Genomic DNA, 15,530 nt, shown 5'->3' on the forward strand with positions numbered 1-15,530 from the left:
TGGGGAAGGGGAACGGTGAGTGAAAGGGACGATTGACGAATTGCTGTCTCATCCCTTGGGGATGGTGCTCGGATTTTTCTCCGTAGCGATTATGGAGCTGCTTGTATTTCTGGCTTGCTTTGAACTGGTGACCAAGTACAAATGCTGGCATGAAATCAAGAAGGGCAATGTGGCGGTTGCGATGGCTACAGGAGGAAAAATCTTTGGAATCTGCAACGTGCTTCATTTTTGCATTCAGGCCAAATCATCGGTGTATGAAGCTATGACATGGTCATTTGTAGGGTTTGTCCTTCTGCTCATTGCCTATTTTCTATTCGAGTTTCTGACACCGGTTTTCTCCATTGACAAGGAGATTGAAGCGGATAACCGGGCCGTTGGATTGATATCCATGATTATTTCCGTCTCGTTGTCATTTGTTATTGGCGCGAGCATCATGTAGGGGGACCTTTCATGAAAATATTGATACGGATTCTGTTTGCTGCATCGATTGTATTTTTTGCCATCGGCGTCATTTATGTGTTAAATACATGATTATTTGAAAGAGAAAGGTTGATTCAATATGGAACCAACAGTATGTCCATGGTGCCACACCGAGATTGTATGGGATGAGGAGCTAGGTCCTGAAGAAGAATGCCCTTACTGTCACAATGAGTTAAAGGGATATCGTACACTAAACATCAATATCGGTGATGAAGAGAACAATGAAGCCGAGGAAGACATCTATGATATGGATGATGTTGAGGACGATGAACAAACTACGGATCTGGCCAATCTATGGGGAGATGAAGTAGAGCTGAAATTGCCGGAGCTTCGTACATTGACGAAGTATGCGGATGAGGGCAATGATCTGATTCAATACGAAGAAGGCGTGGAGAAGCAGCTTGATTTGCAGGAAGAGGTTCCGGAATGCCCACACTGCCGTGAATTCATGATCCTCACGGGTACACAGAAGGCAAGCAAGGATACGTTCAATCCAGTTGCTAATGCCGTTACTGGTACGGATTCGTTGCTTGATGCACCGTTCTCTGTACAAATGTATGTATGCTCAGGCTGCTTCCAGGTTCAATATAACCTGTCCGAGGATGATCGTCTGCGTCTGATCCAGAATTTGAGTGCGCGGAAATAAGGGAGCATATCGCTCTGAAAATATAATATTCCGGAAATTCATCATGTTTTCCTTCTGCTTGGGGTACGTTAACCCTGAGACTTTGCCTGTGAAGTGCTGACTTCAGGTGGAATAAGGAGGGAGCAGATGAAGATTTCTCTGGGCCGACAATCCATTCTGCTACTAGGCGTGAATGGATTGTTTGTGTTAGCCGGAGCTTTGTCGGGGACGTTTCTGAATGTGTATCTATGGAAAAGCCGTCCGGACTACGCCATGCTTGGATGGTTCACGATAAGCCAGCAAATTGCACTGGGACTCACATTTTGGCTAGCGGGAAAGTGGGTCAAGGAACATAACAAAATGAGTGCGTTGCGATTGGGAACGGCCTTGTCAGGTATTTTTTATATGCTTGTGTTATGGGCTGGGTCAAAAGCGGTTGACTGGATATGGCCTCTGGGGATTTTGTTTGGATGTGCACTGGGATTGTTCTGGATTGCGTTCAACGTGGTTTATTTTGAGGTGACTGACCGGGAGAATCGGGACCTGTTCAATGGTTGGGTGGGTTTACTGGGTTCGATGACAGGTATTATCGGCCCTTGGTTTTCAGGTCTGATTATTTCGCGAATGGTTGATAATTCGGGTTATCGCCTTATTTTCACAGTGTCATTGGTCATATATGTGATTGCCGTTGTGTTCAGTTTTTTTCTGAAAAAAAGGGAGGTCAGCGGCACATACCGCTGGTCTGAACCTTGGCGACAGCTATCTGCCAAAGATAGCGCATGGAGGCCGCTTGGTATGGGACTGTTTGCACAAGGCGTGCGGGAAGGGGTATTTGCCTTTCTCATTGCATTGCTCGTCTATGTGGCAACTAAGCAGGAATATAAGCTAGGGCAGTTCTCACTAATTACTTCTGCCGTAGCACTGGTGAGTTACTGGGCCGCAGGAAAATGGTTTAAGCCGCAATACAGGTCCAAGGGAATGTTAGCCGGAGCGATATTGTTATTCATCGTATTGATTCCGCTATTATGGAAGGTCAGCTATGGTACGCTTTTAATTATGGGGATTGGGTCTGCCTTGTCGATGCCGCTGTATATTTTGCCGATGATTTCGGCAGGATTCGACCTGATGGGTACGAGCGGCGAAAATGTAGAGAAAAGAGTTGAACTTGTCGTATTAAGGGAGCTTTGTTTAATGGTCGGTCGTTTATTTGGCCTGGCCGTATTTATTCTCACGGTCATGAACGGTCCTTCGTTACAAATGTTAACCTGGCTTATTGTGACGCTTGGAGCTTTCCCGCTCATCGGATGGATATTTATGCGCAAATTGCTAGTGCATCCGGATCAGCAAGAATCCTCTGTATAGGGAAAAAAGGGTACAGTCCAGGATCTGAATCCTGAGCTGTACCCTTATTTATTTGAAATGTTGCTTACACAGGAGACGGTTTACTCGTTCTCGTTAATGAAAAAAGTTCCATATCGCCATTCTCAACTCCTGTAACAGCATCGGCCAGAATAGAAGCAGCGAACATGCTGTACACTGTCCCGTTACCGCCATAACCCTCGAGAAAATAAGAATGCGGGTATTCAGGATGTGGTCCGATAAACGGAAGACCGTCATTTGTATTTCCAAACACGGCACCCCAGGCATAATCAACTTCAAGATTCTCCAGTGGGAAATAAGATCGTACTTCTTCAAGGAGTGTATCTCCGCGGTGTTTTACCCGAATCTCACGCTGATCTTCCCTTGGTGTCTCTTCATCCAGACCCCCAGCAATGATCCTTCCGTCTGGTGTGGTTCTCATATACAGGTAAGGGCGTGCTGTCTCCCAGATTAGGCTGTGCTCATACCATTCCTTTAGGTCCGGCAACGGCTTAGTAGCAATAGCATACGTGGTTTGCAGGTAGGCTCCTTTATCCTTTTTGATGGTCTGCGTCTCATAACCGGCAGCAAAAATAACCTTGCTGGCCCGGATTTTTCCACCTGAAGTATGACAGAGTACACCATCATCATCGAATTCACAATGTATCATCTCAGTTTGTCCATAGATTCGTGCTCCTCGTTTACTTGCTGATTCAAATAAGGCATGAACAAAGCGATACGGGTTCACTTCAGCATCCCCCAACGTGTATAGTGCGCCAGGTTTGCTGAAGGGGAAATGGCTGCCGATTTGATTGGAATTCCACAGTTCAGCTTCAAAGCCATAATGCTTCAACGTTTGATATTCTTCCTCCAGCATGGCTACATCATCAATGCTACTGGCAAAACAGAGACTGGTCCGAGGAATAAACCAGGGATCGGTATCCAGCCTGTCCGCAATTTGTGTGAGCTTCTGCATGGCTTCACGACATAGTTCATAGAAACGCACGCCTGTCTTTTCGCCAAAGGTATGGATACAGGAGGTCAAAGTTTTGTCATTTGTGTACTGTAAAAGACCTGTGTTGGCTGAACTGCTACCGTGCGCGATCTTTCTCTTATCTATAACAACCGTATTAACTCCACGCTCCGTAAGCAATTCGGAAGTCAGTGCGCCCCCCATACCTCCGCCTATGATCAAGCAGTCACAGAAAATGTCGGTTTGTAGCGAGGGATAGGTGGATTTTGGATTAAAAGTGGAAGGCCAGAAAGGTGTACCATAGACCAGATCCATTAGAAACATCTCCTTCGTGATTACGTTTGTATACTTTTGAGTGACCGGGTTAACAATAATTGCGCATAAACTTTATGCCAAGGAGGTCAACGAAACATGCAGAATCAATCCATGCAAGCGCTGAGTCCCAAGGAATTGAATTATATTGCGGATTCAATAACCAATGAAGAACTGCTGATCAAACAGTGTGCTGCCACAGCTTCCATCTCACATAATCCGCAAATTCAGCAGGCATTAAATCACTATGTTCGTTCCCATGAACAGCATCTGAACACGCTTGTCAATGCTTTGCAACAACATCAATCTATTGCTCCAACACAAGCACAGTAATTGAACCCGAATCTAACCGTATAGGAGGAAACTTTGTGTATTCTCAATCTTTATCATCTAATGGATCATTTATGCAGGAGCAGGATTTGTTGAAGTCGATTCTTGCGGATTTAAGACGAACCGCGCGCGAATATACGACAGCAACTACCGAAGCTTCCTGTCCTATTACACGTCGGATGTTTACAGACTTGACCAATGATACACTCCGTTTACAAGGTGAGCTGTTCAATGTGATGCAGCAGAACAACATGTATTCGGTAGGTTCGAAGGCTCTACGCCAGGATGTGGACAAGCAGATTCAATCGGCCCACCAGACCCAACAGAAATGTCAACAGTTCATTCAGGAAAAGAATACACAGACGAGTGCTTATAGCCAAGCGCCTAATGTACCCCAGCATCAACCGAATTACGGTAACCCTTATTACATGTAACCTTTGTCATTATGGTTTGAAGCAGGTACTGTTGCAGACCATACCACCGCTTGCCCGAATTCAGGGCGGGCGGTTTTTGTCTTTGCATGATCGTTGAATTCATGTAATATAAGTATTAATTCATTTTCAGGAACCTGGATGACGCTGGAGGGAAAGACATGAAGGATCTGAACGATCTGCAATTAAAAGTTCTGGATTTGTTGAAGGAAGACGCGAGAAGGACTCCCGCACTGCTGTCGACGCTGCTGGGGGAGTCGGAAGATAAGATCAAGAACGCCGTGGCCCAGCTTGAACAGGACCACGTGATTGTGAAATACGCAACCGTTGTGAACTGGAGCAAGATTGATGATGAGAAAGTAACAGCCTTGATTGAAGTACAGATTACGCCTGAGCGTGGTCGTGGCTTCGAAGGAATCGCTGAACGCATTTATCTGTATCCGCAAGTGAAATCGGTATATCTCATGTCAGGTGCATATGATCTGCTCGTGGAAGTAGAAGGTGGCAACCTGCGTGAAGTCGCTAATTTTGTATCGGAGAAATTGTCTCCGATTGACTCTGTACTTTCAACCAAAACGAATTTTATTCTAAAAAAATATAAACAGGACGGGATTATTTTTGAAGACCATCAGGAAGACAACCGTCTCATGATCTCGCCGTAAAGGAAGATGCGTCATGATAGTGAATGAACAGACAACAGGAAACAACAAGAAAATGACTTCGTACCTGGCTCCATTGGTTCAACAGATACCGCCATCAGGCATACGCAAATTTTTTGATCTGGTTGGCGATAACAAAGATATCATCACACTGGGTGTAGGAGAACCGGACTTTGTAACACCATGGCATATGCGTGAAGCTTGTGTGTACTCACTCGAAAGAGGAATGACCAGTTACACTTCCAATGCAGGTATGCCGAAACTGAGGGAAGCCATTAGTGAGTATCTGGATACTCAGTTTGATACCAAGTATGATCCAAAGGACGAAATTATCGTTACCGTTGGTGGGAGTGAAGCCATTGATCTGGCGTTGCGTGCATTGATCGTACCCGGTGACGAAATTCTGATTCCAGAACCTTCGTATGTGGCATATTCACCGATCGCTTCGATTGGTGGAGGCATACCGGTTGGTGTAGAAACGTATGCGAAGGATCAGTTTAAACTGACAGCCGAGGCGCTGGAAGCGGGAATTACTCCGAAGTCCAAGGTTCTTATTCTATGTTATCCTAGCAATCCTACAGGTGCCATCATGACTTATGAAGAATGGCTGCCTATTGCTGAAGTGATCAAAAAGCATGATCTGATCGTCATTGCGGATGAGATTTATGCTGAGCTGACATATACGCAAAAACATGTTAGTTTCGCTTCGATTCCGGATATGAAGGAACGAACGATTTTGGTTAGTGGGTTTTCCAAGGCTTTTGCAATGACAGGCTGGCGGATCGGGTATATGTGCGGACATCCTGAACTAATTGCAGCCATGCTCAAAATTCATCAATATACGGTGATGTGTGCACCTGCCATGGGACAGGTGGCCGCGCTTGAGGCATTGACAAATGGTTTGGGTGAGAAGGATAGAATGGTTGAATCCTATAATCAGCGCAGACGCCTTATTGTGCAGGGTTTTAGAGATATCGGGCTGGACTGTCATGAACCCCAGGGAGCATTTTATGCATTTCCAAGTATCCAGAAGACGGGGCTGAGTTCGGATCTTTTTGCTGAGCGTTTGCTAACGGAAAATAAAGTGGCAGCTGTTCCGGGTAATGTATTTGGTCCACAAGGTGAAGGATTTCTTCGTTGTTCCTATGCAACATCGGTGACCCAATTGAATGAAGCGTTGGAACGAATCGGAAACTTTGTTTACAAACTGCAAAAAGAGGTTTAATAGGGATTAGAAGCCTTTGAAAGATATGAACATTTTTCAAACTAGAAAAAAATAACTTTCTTTTACAAAATATTGTGATATAATTTCAATTTGAAATATGTTTTTCTTGTATTTGGAAACTAATTTTTCCAAGGAGGGGTTGGCTTTGTTTTGTGTTGAATATGATTTACCGACTAATCGTGGGCATTATTTGGCAGAAGGCGATCATGGCGACCGATGGTCGGTGAAACCGGATCACGCATCTTTGCATAACGTTTCCTTGGAAGATGAGATCCATATGCTACGCCGCAAGATGGAACAGATATTCCTTGAAGAGAAATCATTCACATCCGATATTGTAATTGAAATTAGCAGTTTGCTAGATTTGAAGATTAATGAATACATGAAGGCTAATCCGATTAAGGGAAAGTAATTTTTCGTTGTATCGAAACGTTACGCATATGCAGTTCAACGAAGACCCCGGGGGGGTCTTTTTTTTGATATATGATCAGATTGCTTCGGATTGGTAGGGGTATTTTTTTGCGTGGAACAATTGTGATATATTGTACATAGGAGACTAAAGGGGGAACTGGAATGAAGAGATTTTGGGGGCTTACCGCAATTATTTCTATGATTTTTCTGCTTGCTGGCTGTGGCGGTAAGGACGGTTTTACGATTTTTATCATTGATAACCAAGGAAATCCATCCGTGATCTCGGAGCAGTTGCAAGCTAATTTGCAGCAAAAGCTGGGTGAGGAGCCCAAAGTGGAAGTTATCACAAGTGCGATGTATGATGTTCAGAAAATTATGGTAGAGTATGCGGCGGGTGGTCATGATATTTTCATTTTGCCTGAAGCTGATATGAAGCAGTACGGAAGTAACGGCTCCAATATCCCGCTGGATGATACATTTGATGCGGAGAAGTATAAGCGCGGTGTATTTGAAGGCGGTGTCTTGGTTGAGAGGGGCGAAGGAGATGACGGTTCAGATATCAAGACAGAATCACATCTCTATGGCATTCCGCTGGAAGATATGCAAATGTTCAAAGATGTAGATTATGCTGCGCAAAATCTGTTTGCTACCATTCCGGTGTCGGCTTCTAATGTCGAAGAATCCAAGAAAGTGCTGAAGGCGCTGACAGAGTAAATGCAATCTAGTATGGCTACTGAAGGAGGGGAGCGGATTGCTAATTACGGTCACAGGCGGCATAGGCAGTGGTAAAACCCGATTTGCGCTTGGATACGCAGCCCGGATTAGCCGGGAGGGCATCTATTTATCCACTGGTGATCATGATCCCGTGATTCCCGAATTGCCATCCGCTCATTATCGTGCCATCCAGGCTGGGAACGGCCAGCACCTGACGGAGGTGCTTCACCAGATTAATCGGGAATCCAATCTCTTCCTGGCAGATCAGCGGATTGTCATTGTGGATAGTCTGACCGCATGGATGGCAGCCGGTTTCAGGGCAAGTGATGATCTGGATCAGCAGCGTTCAGAGACACAGCTGCTGTTGGACGCCCTTCTGTCTTACCAGGGAAAGCTGCTCGTGATTACCAATGAAATGCACGGCTCTTTGTATCCTTCAGAGGAAGAACGAATTTTTGCAGCAAGAATGGCGTCAGTTAACCGGGCGTTGCAGGCGCATTCGGAACAGATGTATCTCTTAATATCTGGATTGCCCGTTGATCTCAAAGATCGAGGGTTGCGATATGAAGATTAGCATTTCATTTTGTTAAACGATGGACGAGCGTAAAGAAGCCTCCGTCACCACAAATGGTGGTGCGGAGGCTTTATTTTTTGACAAGTGATGCGTGTATATTTCTTTATTTCCGAGTTTTATTTCGTCTGATCCACCAGATTATACAGCCCACAACAATAATCGCCAGAAGTACATATACGACCAGGGAGTACACGTCCATAAAGTGCAGGATACTGTCCCATGACGCACCGAGGGCCGCACCAACCGAGACGAGAATAATATTCCAGGCCAGTGTTCCAATGGTTGTGAAGAGCAGGAATAAACCAAATTTCATGTTGGACATGCCGGCAGGAATCGAGATCAGGCTGCGAACAAGGGGAACCATGCGACAGAATAGTACGGTCCACATTCCATATTTGTCAAACCATGCATCGACACGGTGTATATCTTCTTTTTTGATCCGCAGAATATGACCCCAACGTTCTACAATCTTCTCCAGCCGATTGACATCAATCAGCAGTCCGATCCCATAAAGAATGACAGCCCCAAGCACAGAACCAATGGTAGCCGCAATAATGACACCGGGAAGGGTCAGGCTGGTGTAGGTGGTCATGAAACCGCCAAAAGGTAATATGATTTCCGAGGGGATGGGGGGAAATACGTTTTCGAGCGCAATAATGAGTGCAATGCCTATGTAGCCGTATTGTTCCATGAAATCGGTTATCCAGTTTTGCATAATCGTCTCCTCTACTTTTGGTTTGCAAGGATTTGGCGTATACTCGGCAGAGTACACCAACTCATATATACGTGTGAAGGATCTCACTGGTTTCTGAAAATAATAGCATTCCCGTATTCATAGTAGGTCAAGTATACTAATTAAGTTACACTCTAAAAGGGCATGCATTTATATTTAACCCCAGCGTTCTACCATGCGAATGATATTAACAATAGGAGGGATTACAATGGGCATATATACACGAACAGGTGACGAGGGACAGACCTCAGTCATTGGTGGACGGGTCATCAAGGACGATGACCGAGTTGAAGCTTACGGGACAATTGATGAGCTGAATTGTTTTGTTGGGCAGGCCATCAGTTTTATTGATCAAGCAAACGGAAAATTTGAGGATTTGCGTGAACACTTGCTCGAAATTCAGCAAGAATTGTTTGATTGCGGATCCGATCTCGCCTTTGTAAAAATTAGCGAAACCAAATATAAAGTGCGGGATGAGATGGTCACCCGGCTTGAGCAATGGATTGATCAGTATGATGCGGAGAATCCGAAGGTGGAGCGGTTTATTTTGCCTGGGGGCAGTCTACTCTCTTCCACATTACATGTCTGTCGCACAGTATGTCGCCGCGCCGAACGTCGCGCCGTAACGCTCGGACAGCATACCGATATCAACCCTTCTGTACGACGTTATTTGAACCGTCTGTCTGATTATTTCTTCGTTGTAGCTCGGACTGCCAATGCGAGACAACAGGTAGCTGACATTGAGTATGTGCGGAGCAAAAAAGTATTCCGCCGCAAAGACAAAGAATGAGCGATTATTATTCACCACTTACTTACACGGTTTCCGAAAATGAAGATGGCTGGCTGCTGAAGACTGTGCTTCAGCGGCGTCTACAGGTTTCGCGCAAGCTCCTGTCGAGAATCAAACTTACAGAGCGGGGAATTATGTTGAATGGCGAGCGGGTATACATCAGCGTCAAAGTTAGCACAGGTGACGTCCTGGAAGTTCGGATGGAACAGGAAGAGTCGGATGATATTTTACCTGAGCCGATTCCCTTTACGATACTGTATGAAGATGAGCACTTGCTTATTGTGAACAAGGATTCCGGTGTCATCGTACATCCAACACATGGGCATTACACAGGTACATTGGCAAACGGGGTTGTCCATTATTGGAAGACTAAAGGCGATCGTTTCCGTTTCAGACCGATTCATCGATTGGATCAGGAAACATCTGGTGTGCTGGCAATCGCGAAAAATCCATATGTGCACCAGCATGTGTCTGAGCAGATGATCGCAGGAACGGTAGATAAAAAATATATTGCCTTTGTGCACGGTAGTCCTGCCCAAGAAGAGGGGGCCATCGATGGCCCGATTGATCGTGATCCCGAAGAGCCGCATCGTCGAATCGTTACACCTGACGGGTATGCGGCAAGAACGTTATACACGACCGTTGCAAGGTGGGCGGGCGGAAGCGCTAGTGCGGTGAGCCTGAAGCTGGAGAGCGGCAGAACCCATCAAATTAGGGTACACATGACATCGATTGGCTGCCCTTTAATTGGGGATCGGATGTACAAGACCCTTCCTATGCATGAGTTCGATGAGCAGACCCTGGCTGTTCGGGAGGAACGAGACACTTGGATTGCCCGTCAGGCATTGCACGCATGTGAGCTGGCGTTTGAACATCCCATTTTGCAAAAAAGGATGACGTTCCAAGCACCTTTACCCGCAGATATGGCAGCCCTGGAGGCTCGCCTGGATGCTGAGGCATCCCCGAGAGAATTGTTGTAAGCCTGTTAAACGGCCTTTGATTCGCGCTGGTGCAGAATCTCAATGCACGGTGCCCTGCTGTCAATCAATGTTAGTTAGCTTAACCCGTGTGAGGGATGCAAATGCACCCGAACAAAATGCCGCAGGCTAAGGTTGTAAGGTTGTAAGGTTGTAAGGTTTTATGTTTTAGGCTTTTGATCCTAAAGCCGAATGGACATTTTCTCATTCGAGAAGAGGTTTAAAAATACAGTGCGATGGTATCGGTTTGGAGCGACTTTTGGATTTGCGAAGCAAACCAAGGGAAGCGAGAAATCGAAACCGGAGCACACATAGGAGGACAAGTAACGATGAGTAATCTAAAAGTATATCAATACGCTAAATGTGGCACGTGCCGTAAAGCGGTAAAATGGCTGGAAGCTCAGGGGCATGAACTGGAATTATTTCCTATTTTCGACACCCCCCCAACCGAAGAAGAATTAACGGAGTTGATTCAGAAGAGCGGACTTGAAGTGAAAAAGTTTTTCAATACGAGTGGGGAAGTGTACAAGGAGCAGCAATTGAAGGACAAGCTGCCGGGGCTGTCCACAGAAGAGCAGATTCGTTTGCTGGCTTCCAATGGGCGCCTGATTAAACGCCCAATCGTTACGGATGGTCACAAAGTGACCGTAGGATTCAAGGAAGATACGTATGAAGAGGAATGGAACAACGCGTAATTTATTGATTAATGATTTCATTGATTGTTAAATGAACCAAGGTAAAAAAGGCTCTGAATGTTCAAATTTCAGGGCTTTTTTGGCTGGTCGATCCTTGGCGGAACTATGCTATAATGATAGAATTAGTTCGATATTTTATTTGCTATAGAAACTTAGCTAAAGATTTACACGAGAATGGAGAGGACAGAAATAACCTGAAGAAGCGGAGCTAAAAGCTTTCTAAAAGAAAGCTCCATCGGAAGCATACACTTCGCCTTTACCACCGGATTTTCCCTTTTGAATAAGGGAATCAAAAAAATCTGGGGATAACAGCGATCAGAAGGTTGTTCTGTCATCGGAGTGGCAAGTGTAATTATTTTTAGTTCAATTTTCTATGGAATCAGGACAGGAGAGAACAAATTCAAGTGAATCAACGTAATGAACCTACTTTGTTGCTGGTAGATGGTATGGCGGTGTTGTTCCGTGCGTTCTATGCAACATCTGCAAGCGGATATATCAGACGTACAAAGGCAGGCGTGCCAACCAACGCAGTATACGGATTTATCCGTTATTTCTGGGATGCGGTTCAGACCTTTGGGCCAAGTCATGTCGTATGCTGTTGGGATATGGGAGGCAAGACGTTTCGCGGTGAAGAGTATGCAGCGTATAAGGGGAACCGTCCGGAAGCTCCGGATGATCTGATTCCTCAGTTTGCTCTGATTCGTGAAGTGATGGATAGTTTAAACATTCCGAATATTGGCGCTCAAGGATATGAGGCTGATGATTGCATCGGTACACTTGCCAAGTATTACACCGAGCAGACGGATATGAACGTGATGGTACTTACGGGTGACCATGATATGCTGCAACTGATTGATGATCGTACAAGCATTATTATTATGAAAAAAGGTCATGGCAATTATATGGTGTATACGCCTGAATCCCTAATGACGGAGAAACAACTGACACCTCGTCAAGTGATTGACATGAAAGGTCTGATGGGCGATGCCAGTGACAATTATCCTGGAGTACGGGGCATTGGGGAGAAGACGGCTTTGAAACTTGTGCAGGAGTTTGGCTCCATTGAAGGTATTTTGGACAATATGGATAAACTTACCCCTTCGGTACGCAACAAGATTGAGAATGATCTCGACATGCTTCATCTGTCCCGCAAACTGGCAGAGATTCACTGTGCAGTTCCGGTAGCTTGTGCACTGGATGTATGTGAATTGCGTCTTGATCCGGATATGGTGATGGACAAGTTCGAACAACTTGAGATGAAGAGCCTGGGCTCTTGGATGGGAGTGGCAATAGGGTGAGTAGCATGCAGACAAAACGGACGGGCAAAAAGTGGTGGACAGGGGCTATGGCCCTCGTCCTTGCTTTGCCTGTAATCCTTTCAGGAGCGGTGAGTGCTCCACAGACAGTAGATGCCAAAGCGGCAATTAGCACCAAAGTACAGAAAGTAAAAGCAGCAGGACGCAGTTTTACCGTGCAGACGGTTAGTATTCCCAAGGGTACACCAGTTACCGTAGGATTAGCGAAGAAGCAGGTCGGTCAGACGGCAACATTACCTTCAATTGTTAAGGCATATGGCGCGCAAGCGGCCATTAACGGAGCATTTTTTGAAGCATATAACGGAGCTCCAGATCCATACGGCATGTTAATAGCAAACGGCAAAGTCATACATATTGGAAGATACGGAACAACGATTGGGTTTAAGGAAGATGGCTCAGCCATCATGGATTCGCTTCAAGTGAGTCTGACGGGTAAAGTAACAGATACAGAAGGAAAGTCACGCAGTTGGTATGCGACCTTTATTAACCGAACACCTTCCGCGAATGCGAGTATTACGATGTTATACACGCCAGAGCGGGGATCTACAGTCGGGTTCAAAGGAGGTACGGCGGTTGTGATGGAGAAAGGGATTGTCACCAAGAAAGTACCGAATACCAATGTAGCCATTCCGAAGAATGGATCGGTACTGGTCTTCACGGGTAATCAGAAATCTTCGTCGGACCGCTTTACCGTTGGATCAACTGTAGAGATGAATTATAAATACACCAATGCAGCAGGCAAAGAGATCCCTTGGCAAGATGTAGTCACCGCTGTGGGCGCAGGTCCACGTCTGGTGAAAGACGGCAAAATTGCCGTAAATCCAGCGAGTGAGGGCTTCAAGGATACCAAAATTCTCAATGCCTCCGGCGCAAGAAGTGGTATTGCCATTATGGCCGACGGATCGGTGATGTTGGCTACCGTGTCAGGAGCGACGATTAAGGAATGGGCTGCTGTCATGCAGAAGCTTGGTGCCAAGCAGGCAATGAACCTGGATGGAGGTGCATCTTCTGGCATGTATGCTGGCGGCAAAATGCTTACTTCCCCGGGCCGCTTGTTAAGTAATACACTTGTTTTTGGTGGCTCTGTTCGTTAAAAGAAAGCTAATATGGGAGGTAGGATCAGATGACACTCACTCATAACCGGAAGCCAGATGAAAACAAAACGGCGGTATTAGCTGTAAACGTAGGGCAACTTCAGGCCTTGCCTGGCCAGAAGCGCGAAGTGATGAGCGGCATTGTGAAACATCCCATATCCAGCCCGGTCTTCCTGTCATTCACCGGAATGACAGGGGATGCCCAGGCTGATCTGGAGCATCATGGTGGACCTGACAAGGCGGTTTGTGTATACGATTACAGTCGTTATCCGGCGCTTGAACAACTGATGGATCGCAAGCTGGACTGGGGGGCTTGTGGAGAAAATCTGACAGTTGAAGGCTGTATGGAGGAAGAAGTCCGCATTGGTGATGTGTATCAATTGGGGGAAGCCACGGTACAGGTCAGCCAGCCAAGACAGCCTTGCTTCAAGCTTGGTGCACGGTATGATTACAAAGAGCTGCCTGTTTATTTTCAGGATAGCGGGCATACCGGATTTTATTTTCGGGTCTTGCAAGAGGGAGAGGTAACTCCTTCTGCAATATTAAGACGTATAAGCACAGATCCTGCATCAATGACCATTCTGGAAGCCAATCGAATTATGCATCAGGGGAAGCAGGATGCCGTTGCTATGCGTGCTCTACTGGCCATTCCAACGTTATCCGACAGCTGGAAACAGACCTTATTGAAGCGATTGGCCAAGCTCGAAACTGCTGAACAGGACTAATCATGCTGTTGTTCCGTCTTTTAGAGAACAGATTTGAAGATCCATTTAATTTTAAACTACTAGGGAGTGTGACTAACATGACGATTTTAGGCGCAATTGAAGCTGGAGGAACCAAATTTGTATGTGGTATCGGTACGGAAGAAGGAGAAGTTCTTGAACGCGTAAGTTTTCCAACGACGACACCGGAAGAGACGATGGCACAAGTAATCGCTTTTTTTGAAGGTAAAGGTATTGAAGCTTTGGGTGTAGGTTCATTTGGTCCAATTGATCCGATTGAAGGAAGCCCGACTTATGGTTACATCACAACAACACCGAAACCGCATTGGGGGCAGTACAACCTTATTGGTAAGCTCAAAGAGCACTTTGATGTACCGATGACGTTCGACACGGATGTAAACGGTGCTGCGCTTGGGGAAGCAACCTGGGGGGCTGCACAAGGCCTGGATAGCTGTCTGTATATTACTGTCGGAACGGGAATTGGTGCAGGCGCAGTTGTAGGTGGCAAAATGGTCCATGGATTGTCGCATCCAGAGATGGGACACATCATTGTCCGCAGACATCCCGAAGATACATATGAAGGGTTCTGTCCGTATCATGGGGACTGTCTGGAAGGCCTTGCCGCAGGTCCTGCCATCAATAAACGTTGGAATCAACCGGCTTACGAACTGCCAGCCGATCACAAGGCCTGGGAGATTGAAGCACATTACCTGGCGCATGCCCTGATGAATTATGTATTGATCCTCACACCTCAGAAAATTGTAATGGGTGGCGGTGTGATGAAGCAGGAGCATCTGTTCCCAATGGTTCGCAGCAAATTGCAGGAATTGCTCGCTGGATACGTTCAGCACCCTGCACTTCAATCCGAAATTGACCAGTATGTCGTTTCACCGGGACTTGGCGATAATGCGGGACTGTGTGGTTCGCTTGCACTGGCGAAATTGGCTTTGAACAAGTAATAGCTTTACAAACAAGTAGTTGACGAATTTTTCCATTGTGGTAATATATGAGCAACAGCATAGCACGGTTAAATGAGGAAGCACCTCTCTTGCATGGATTTTGCAGGAGAGGTGTTTTTTTGTGCTGCTTAATTTAGCACATACAGGCTGT

General features: G+C 45.9%; 19 protein-coding genes. 17 read left to right on the forward strand and 2 right to left on the reverse strand.

Going from position 1 to position 15,530, the window contains the following annotated elements:
* Positions 1-61: 61 nt before the first annotated feature.
* The 3 genes from RS891_RS08880 to RS891_RS08890 all read left to right on the forward strand — a co-directional run bounded on the left by RS891_RS08880 (position 62) and on the right by RS891_RS08890 (position 2,467).
* Positions 62-439: a DUF350 domain-containing protein gene (locus tag RS891_RS08880; protein ID WP_053780553.1), complete on the forward strand. Its 378-nt coding sequence runs from the start codon at positions 62-64 to the stop codon at positions 437-439.
* Between the two features lie 120 nt (positions 440-559).
* Complete coding sequence (locus RS891_RS08885; RefSeq protein WP_113051626.1) at positions 560-1,126, forward strand: hypothetical protein; 567 nt, start codon at positions 560-562, stop codon at positions 1,124-1,126.
* Between the two features lie 126 nt (positions 1,127-1,252).
* Positions 1,253-2,467, forward strand: coding sequence for an MFS transporter (locus RS891_RS08890; protein ID WP_315795111.1), 1,215 nt, complete (start codon positions 1,253-1,255; stop codon positions 2,465-2,467).
* Positions 2,468-2,531: 64 nt separating this feature from the next.
* On the opposite strand, the gene RS891_RS08895 is transcribed toward RS891_RS08890, so the two are convergent.
* On the reverse strand, positions 2,532-3,752 hold the full coding sequence (locus RS891_RS08895) for an NAD(P)/FAD-dependent oxidoreductase (RefSeq protein ID WP_315795112.1): 1,221 nt from the start codon (positions 3,750-3,752) through the stop codon (positions 2,532-2,534).
* Between the two features lie 96 nt (positions 3,753-3,848).
* Between RS891_RS08895 and RS891_RS08900 the strand changes: the two genes are divergently transcribed.
* The 7 genes from RS891_RS08900 to RS891_RS08930 all read left to right on the forward strand — a co-directional run bounded on the left by RS891_RS08900 (position 3,849) and on the right by RS891_RS08930 (position 8,093).
* Positions 3,849-4,082 (forward strand): hypothetical protein, encoded by a 234-nt coding sequence (locus RS891_RS08900; protein WP_063564215.1) that lies wholly within the window; start codon positions 3,849-3,851, stop codon positions 4,080-4,082.
* Positions 4,083-4,117: 35 nt separating this feature from the next.
* Positions 4,118-4,513 (forward strand): spore coat protein, encoded by a 396-nt coding sequence (locus tag RS891_RS08905; protein ID WP_076289917.1) that lies wholly within the window; start codon positions 4,118-4,120, stop codon positions 4,511-4,513.
* A gap of 158 nt (positions 4,514-4,671) precedes the next feature.
* The gene (locus tag RS891_RS08910; RefSeq protein WP_024628343.1) at positions 4,672-5,172 is read left to right on the forward strand and encodes an Lrp/AsnC family transcriptional regulator; all 501 of its coding nucleotides are present in this window, start codon (positions 4,672-4,674) and stop codon (positions 5,170-5,172) included.
* A 13-nt stretch (positions 5,173-5,185) separates the two neighbouring features.
* Positions 5,186-6,394, forward strand: coding sequence for an aminotransferase class I/II-fold pyridoxal phosphate-dependent enzyme (locus RS891_RS08915; RefSeq protein ID WP_113051629.1), 1,209 nt, complete (start codon positions 5,186-5,188; stop codon positions 6,392-6,394).
* Positions 6,395-6,539: 145 nt separating this feature from the next.
* The gene (locus RS891_RS08920) at positions 6,540-6,806 is read left to right on the forward strand and encodes an aspartyl-phosphate phosphatase Spo0E family protein (protein WP_053780449.1); all 267 of its coding nucleotides are present in this window, start codon (positions 6,540-6,542) and stop codon (positions 6,804-6,806) included.
* A 161-nt stretch (positions 6,807-6,967) separates the two neighbouring features.
* Positions 6,968-7,519: a type 2 periplasmic-binding domain-containing protein gene (locus RS891_RS08925; protein ID WP_113051630.1), complete on the forward strand. Its 552-nt coding sequence runs from the start codon at positions 6,968-6,970 to the stop codon at positions 7,517-7,519.
* A 37-nt stretch (positions 7,520-7,556) separates the two neighbouring features.
* Complete coding sequence (locus RS891_RS08930; protein WP_072734039.1) at positions 7,557-8,093, forward strand: bifunctional adenosylcobinamide kinase/adenosylcobinamide-phosphate guanylyltransferase; 537 nt, start codon at positions 7,557-7,559, stop codon at positions 8,091-8,093.
* A 103-nt stretch (positions 8,094-8,196) separates the two neighbouring features.
* Here the strand turns inward: RS891_RS08930 and RS891_RS08935 are convergent, their stop codons facing one another.
* On the reverse strand, positions 8,197-8,808 hold the full coding sequence (locus RS891_RS08935; RefSeq protein WP_113051631.1) for a DedA family protein: 612 nt from the start codon (positions 8,806-8,808) through the stop codon (positions 8,197-8,199).
* Positions 8,809-9,034: 226 nt separating this feature from the next.
* Between RS891_RS08935 and RS891_RS08940 the strand changes: the two genes are divergently transcribed.
* The 7 genes from RS891_RS08940 (at position 9,035) to RS891_RS08970 (ending at position 15,379) form a co-directional block, all read left to right on the forward strand.
* Positions 9,035-9,616 carry a cob(I)yrinic acid a,c-diamide adenosyltransferase gene (locus RS891_RS08940; RefSeq protein WP_113051632.1) on the forward strand — a complete coding sequence of 194 codons (582 nt, stop codon included), beginning with the start codon at positions 9,035-9,037 and terminating at the stop codon, positions 9,614-9,616.
* Positions 9,613-10,596, forward strand: a complete 984-nt coding sequence (locus tag RS891_RS08945) for an RluA family pseudouridine synthase (RefSeq protein WP_315795113.1) — start codon at positions 9,613-9,615, stop codon at positions 10,594-10,596. The genes RS891_RS08940 and RS891_RS08945 overlap by 4 nt, the downstream gene beginning before the upstream one ends.
* Before the next feature lie 326 nt (positions 10,597-10,922).
* Positions 10,923-11,288, forward strand: coding sequence for an arsenate reductase family protein (locus RS891_RS08950; RefSeq protein ID WP_315795114.1), 366 nt, complete (start codon positions 10,923-10,925; stop codon positions 11,286-11,288).
* A gap of 404 nt (positions 11,289-11,692) precedes the next feature.
* Complete coding sequence (locus RS891_RS08955; RefSeq protein WP_072734037.1) at positions 11,693-12,586, forward strand: 5'-3' exonuclease; 894 nt, start codon at positions 11,693-11,695, stop codon at positions 12,584-12,586.
* Between the two features lie 5 nt (positions 12,587-12,591).
* Positions 12,592-13,698 carry a phosphodiester glycosidase family protein gene (locus tag RS891_RS08960; protein WP_258530454.1) on the forward strand — a complete coding sequence of 369 codons (1,107 nt, stop codon included), beginning with the start codon at positions 12,592-12,594 and terminating at the stop codon, positions 13,696-13,698.
* Positions 13,699-13,727: 29 nt separating this feature from the next.
* Positions 13,728-14,423 carry an MOSC domain-containing protein gene (locus RS891_RS08965; RefSeq protein WP_315795115.1) on the forward strand — a complete coding sequence of 232 codons (696 nt, stop codon included), beginning with the start codon at positions 13,728-13,730 and terminating at the stop codon, positions 14,421-14,423.
* A gap of 77 nt (positions 14,424-14,500) precedes the next feature.
* Positions 14,501-15,379, forward strand: a complete 879-nt coding sequence (locus tag RS891_RS08970; protein ID WP_113051637.1) for an ROK family protein — start codon at positions 14,501-14,503, stop codon at positions 15,377-15,379.
* Positions 15,380-15,530 lie beyond the last annotated feature (151 nt).

The organism is Paenibacillus sp. BIC5C1 (genome assembly GCF_032399705.1).
Taxonomy (GTDB): domain Bacteria; phylum Bacillota; class Bacilli; order Paenibacillales; family Paenibacillaceae; genus Paenibacillus; species Paenibacillus taichungensis_A.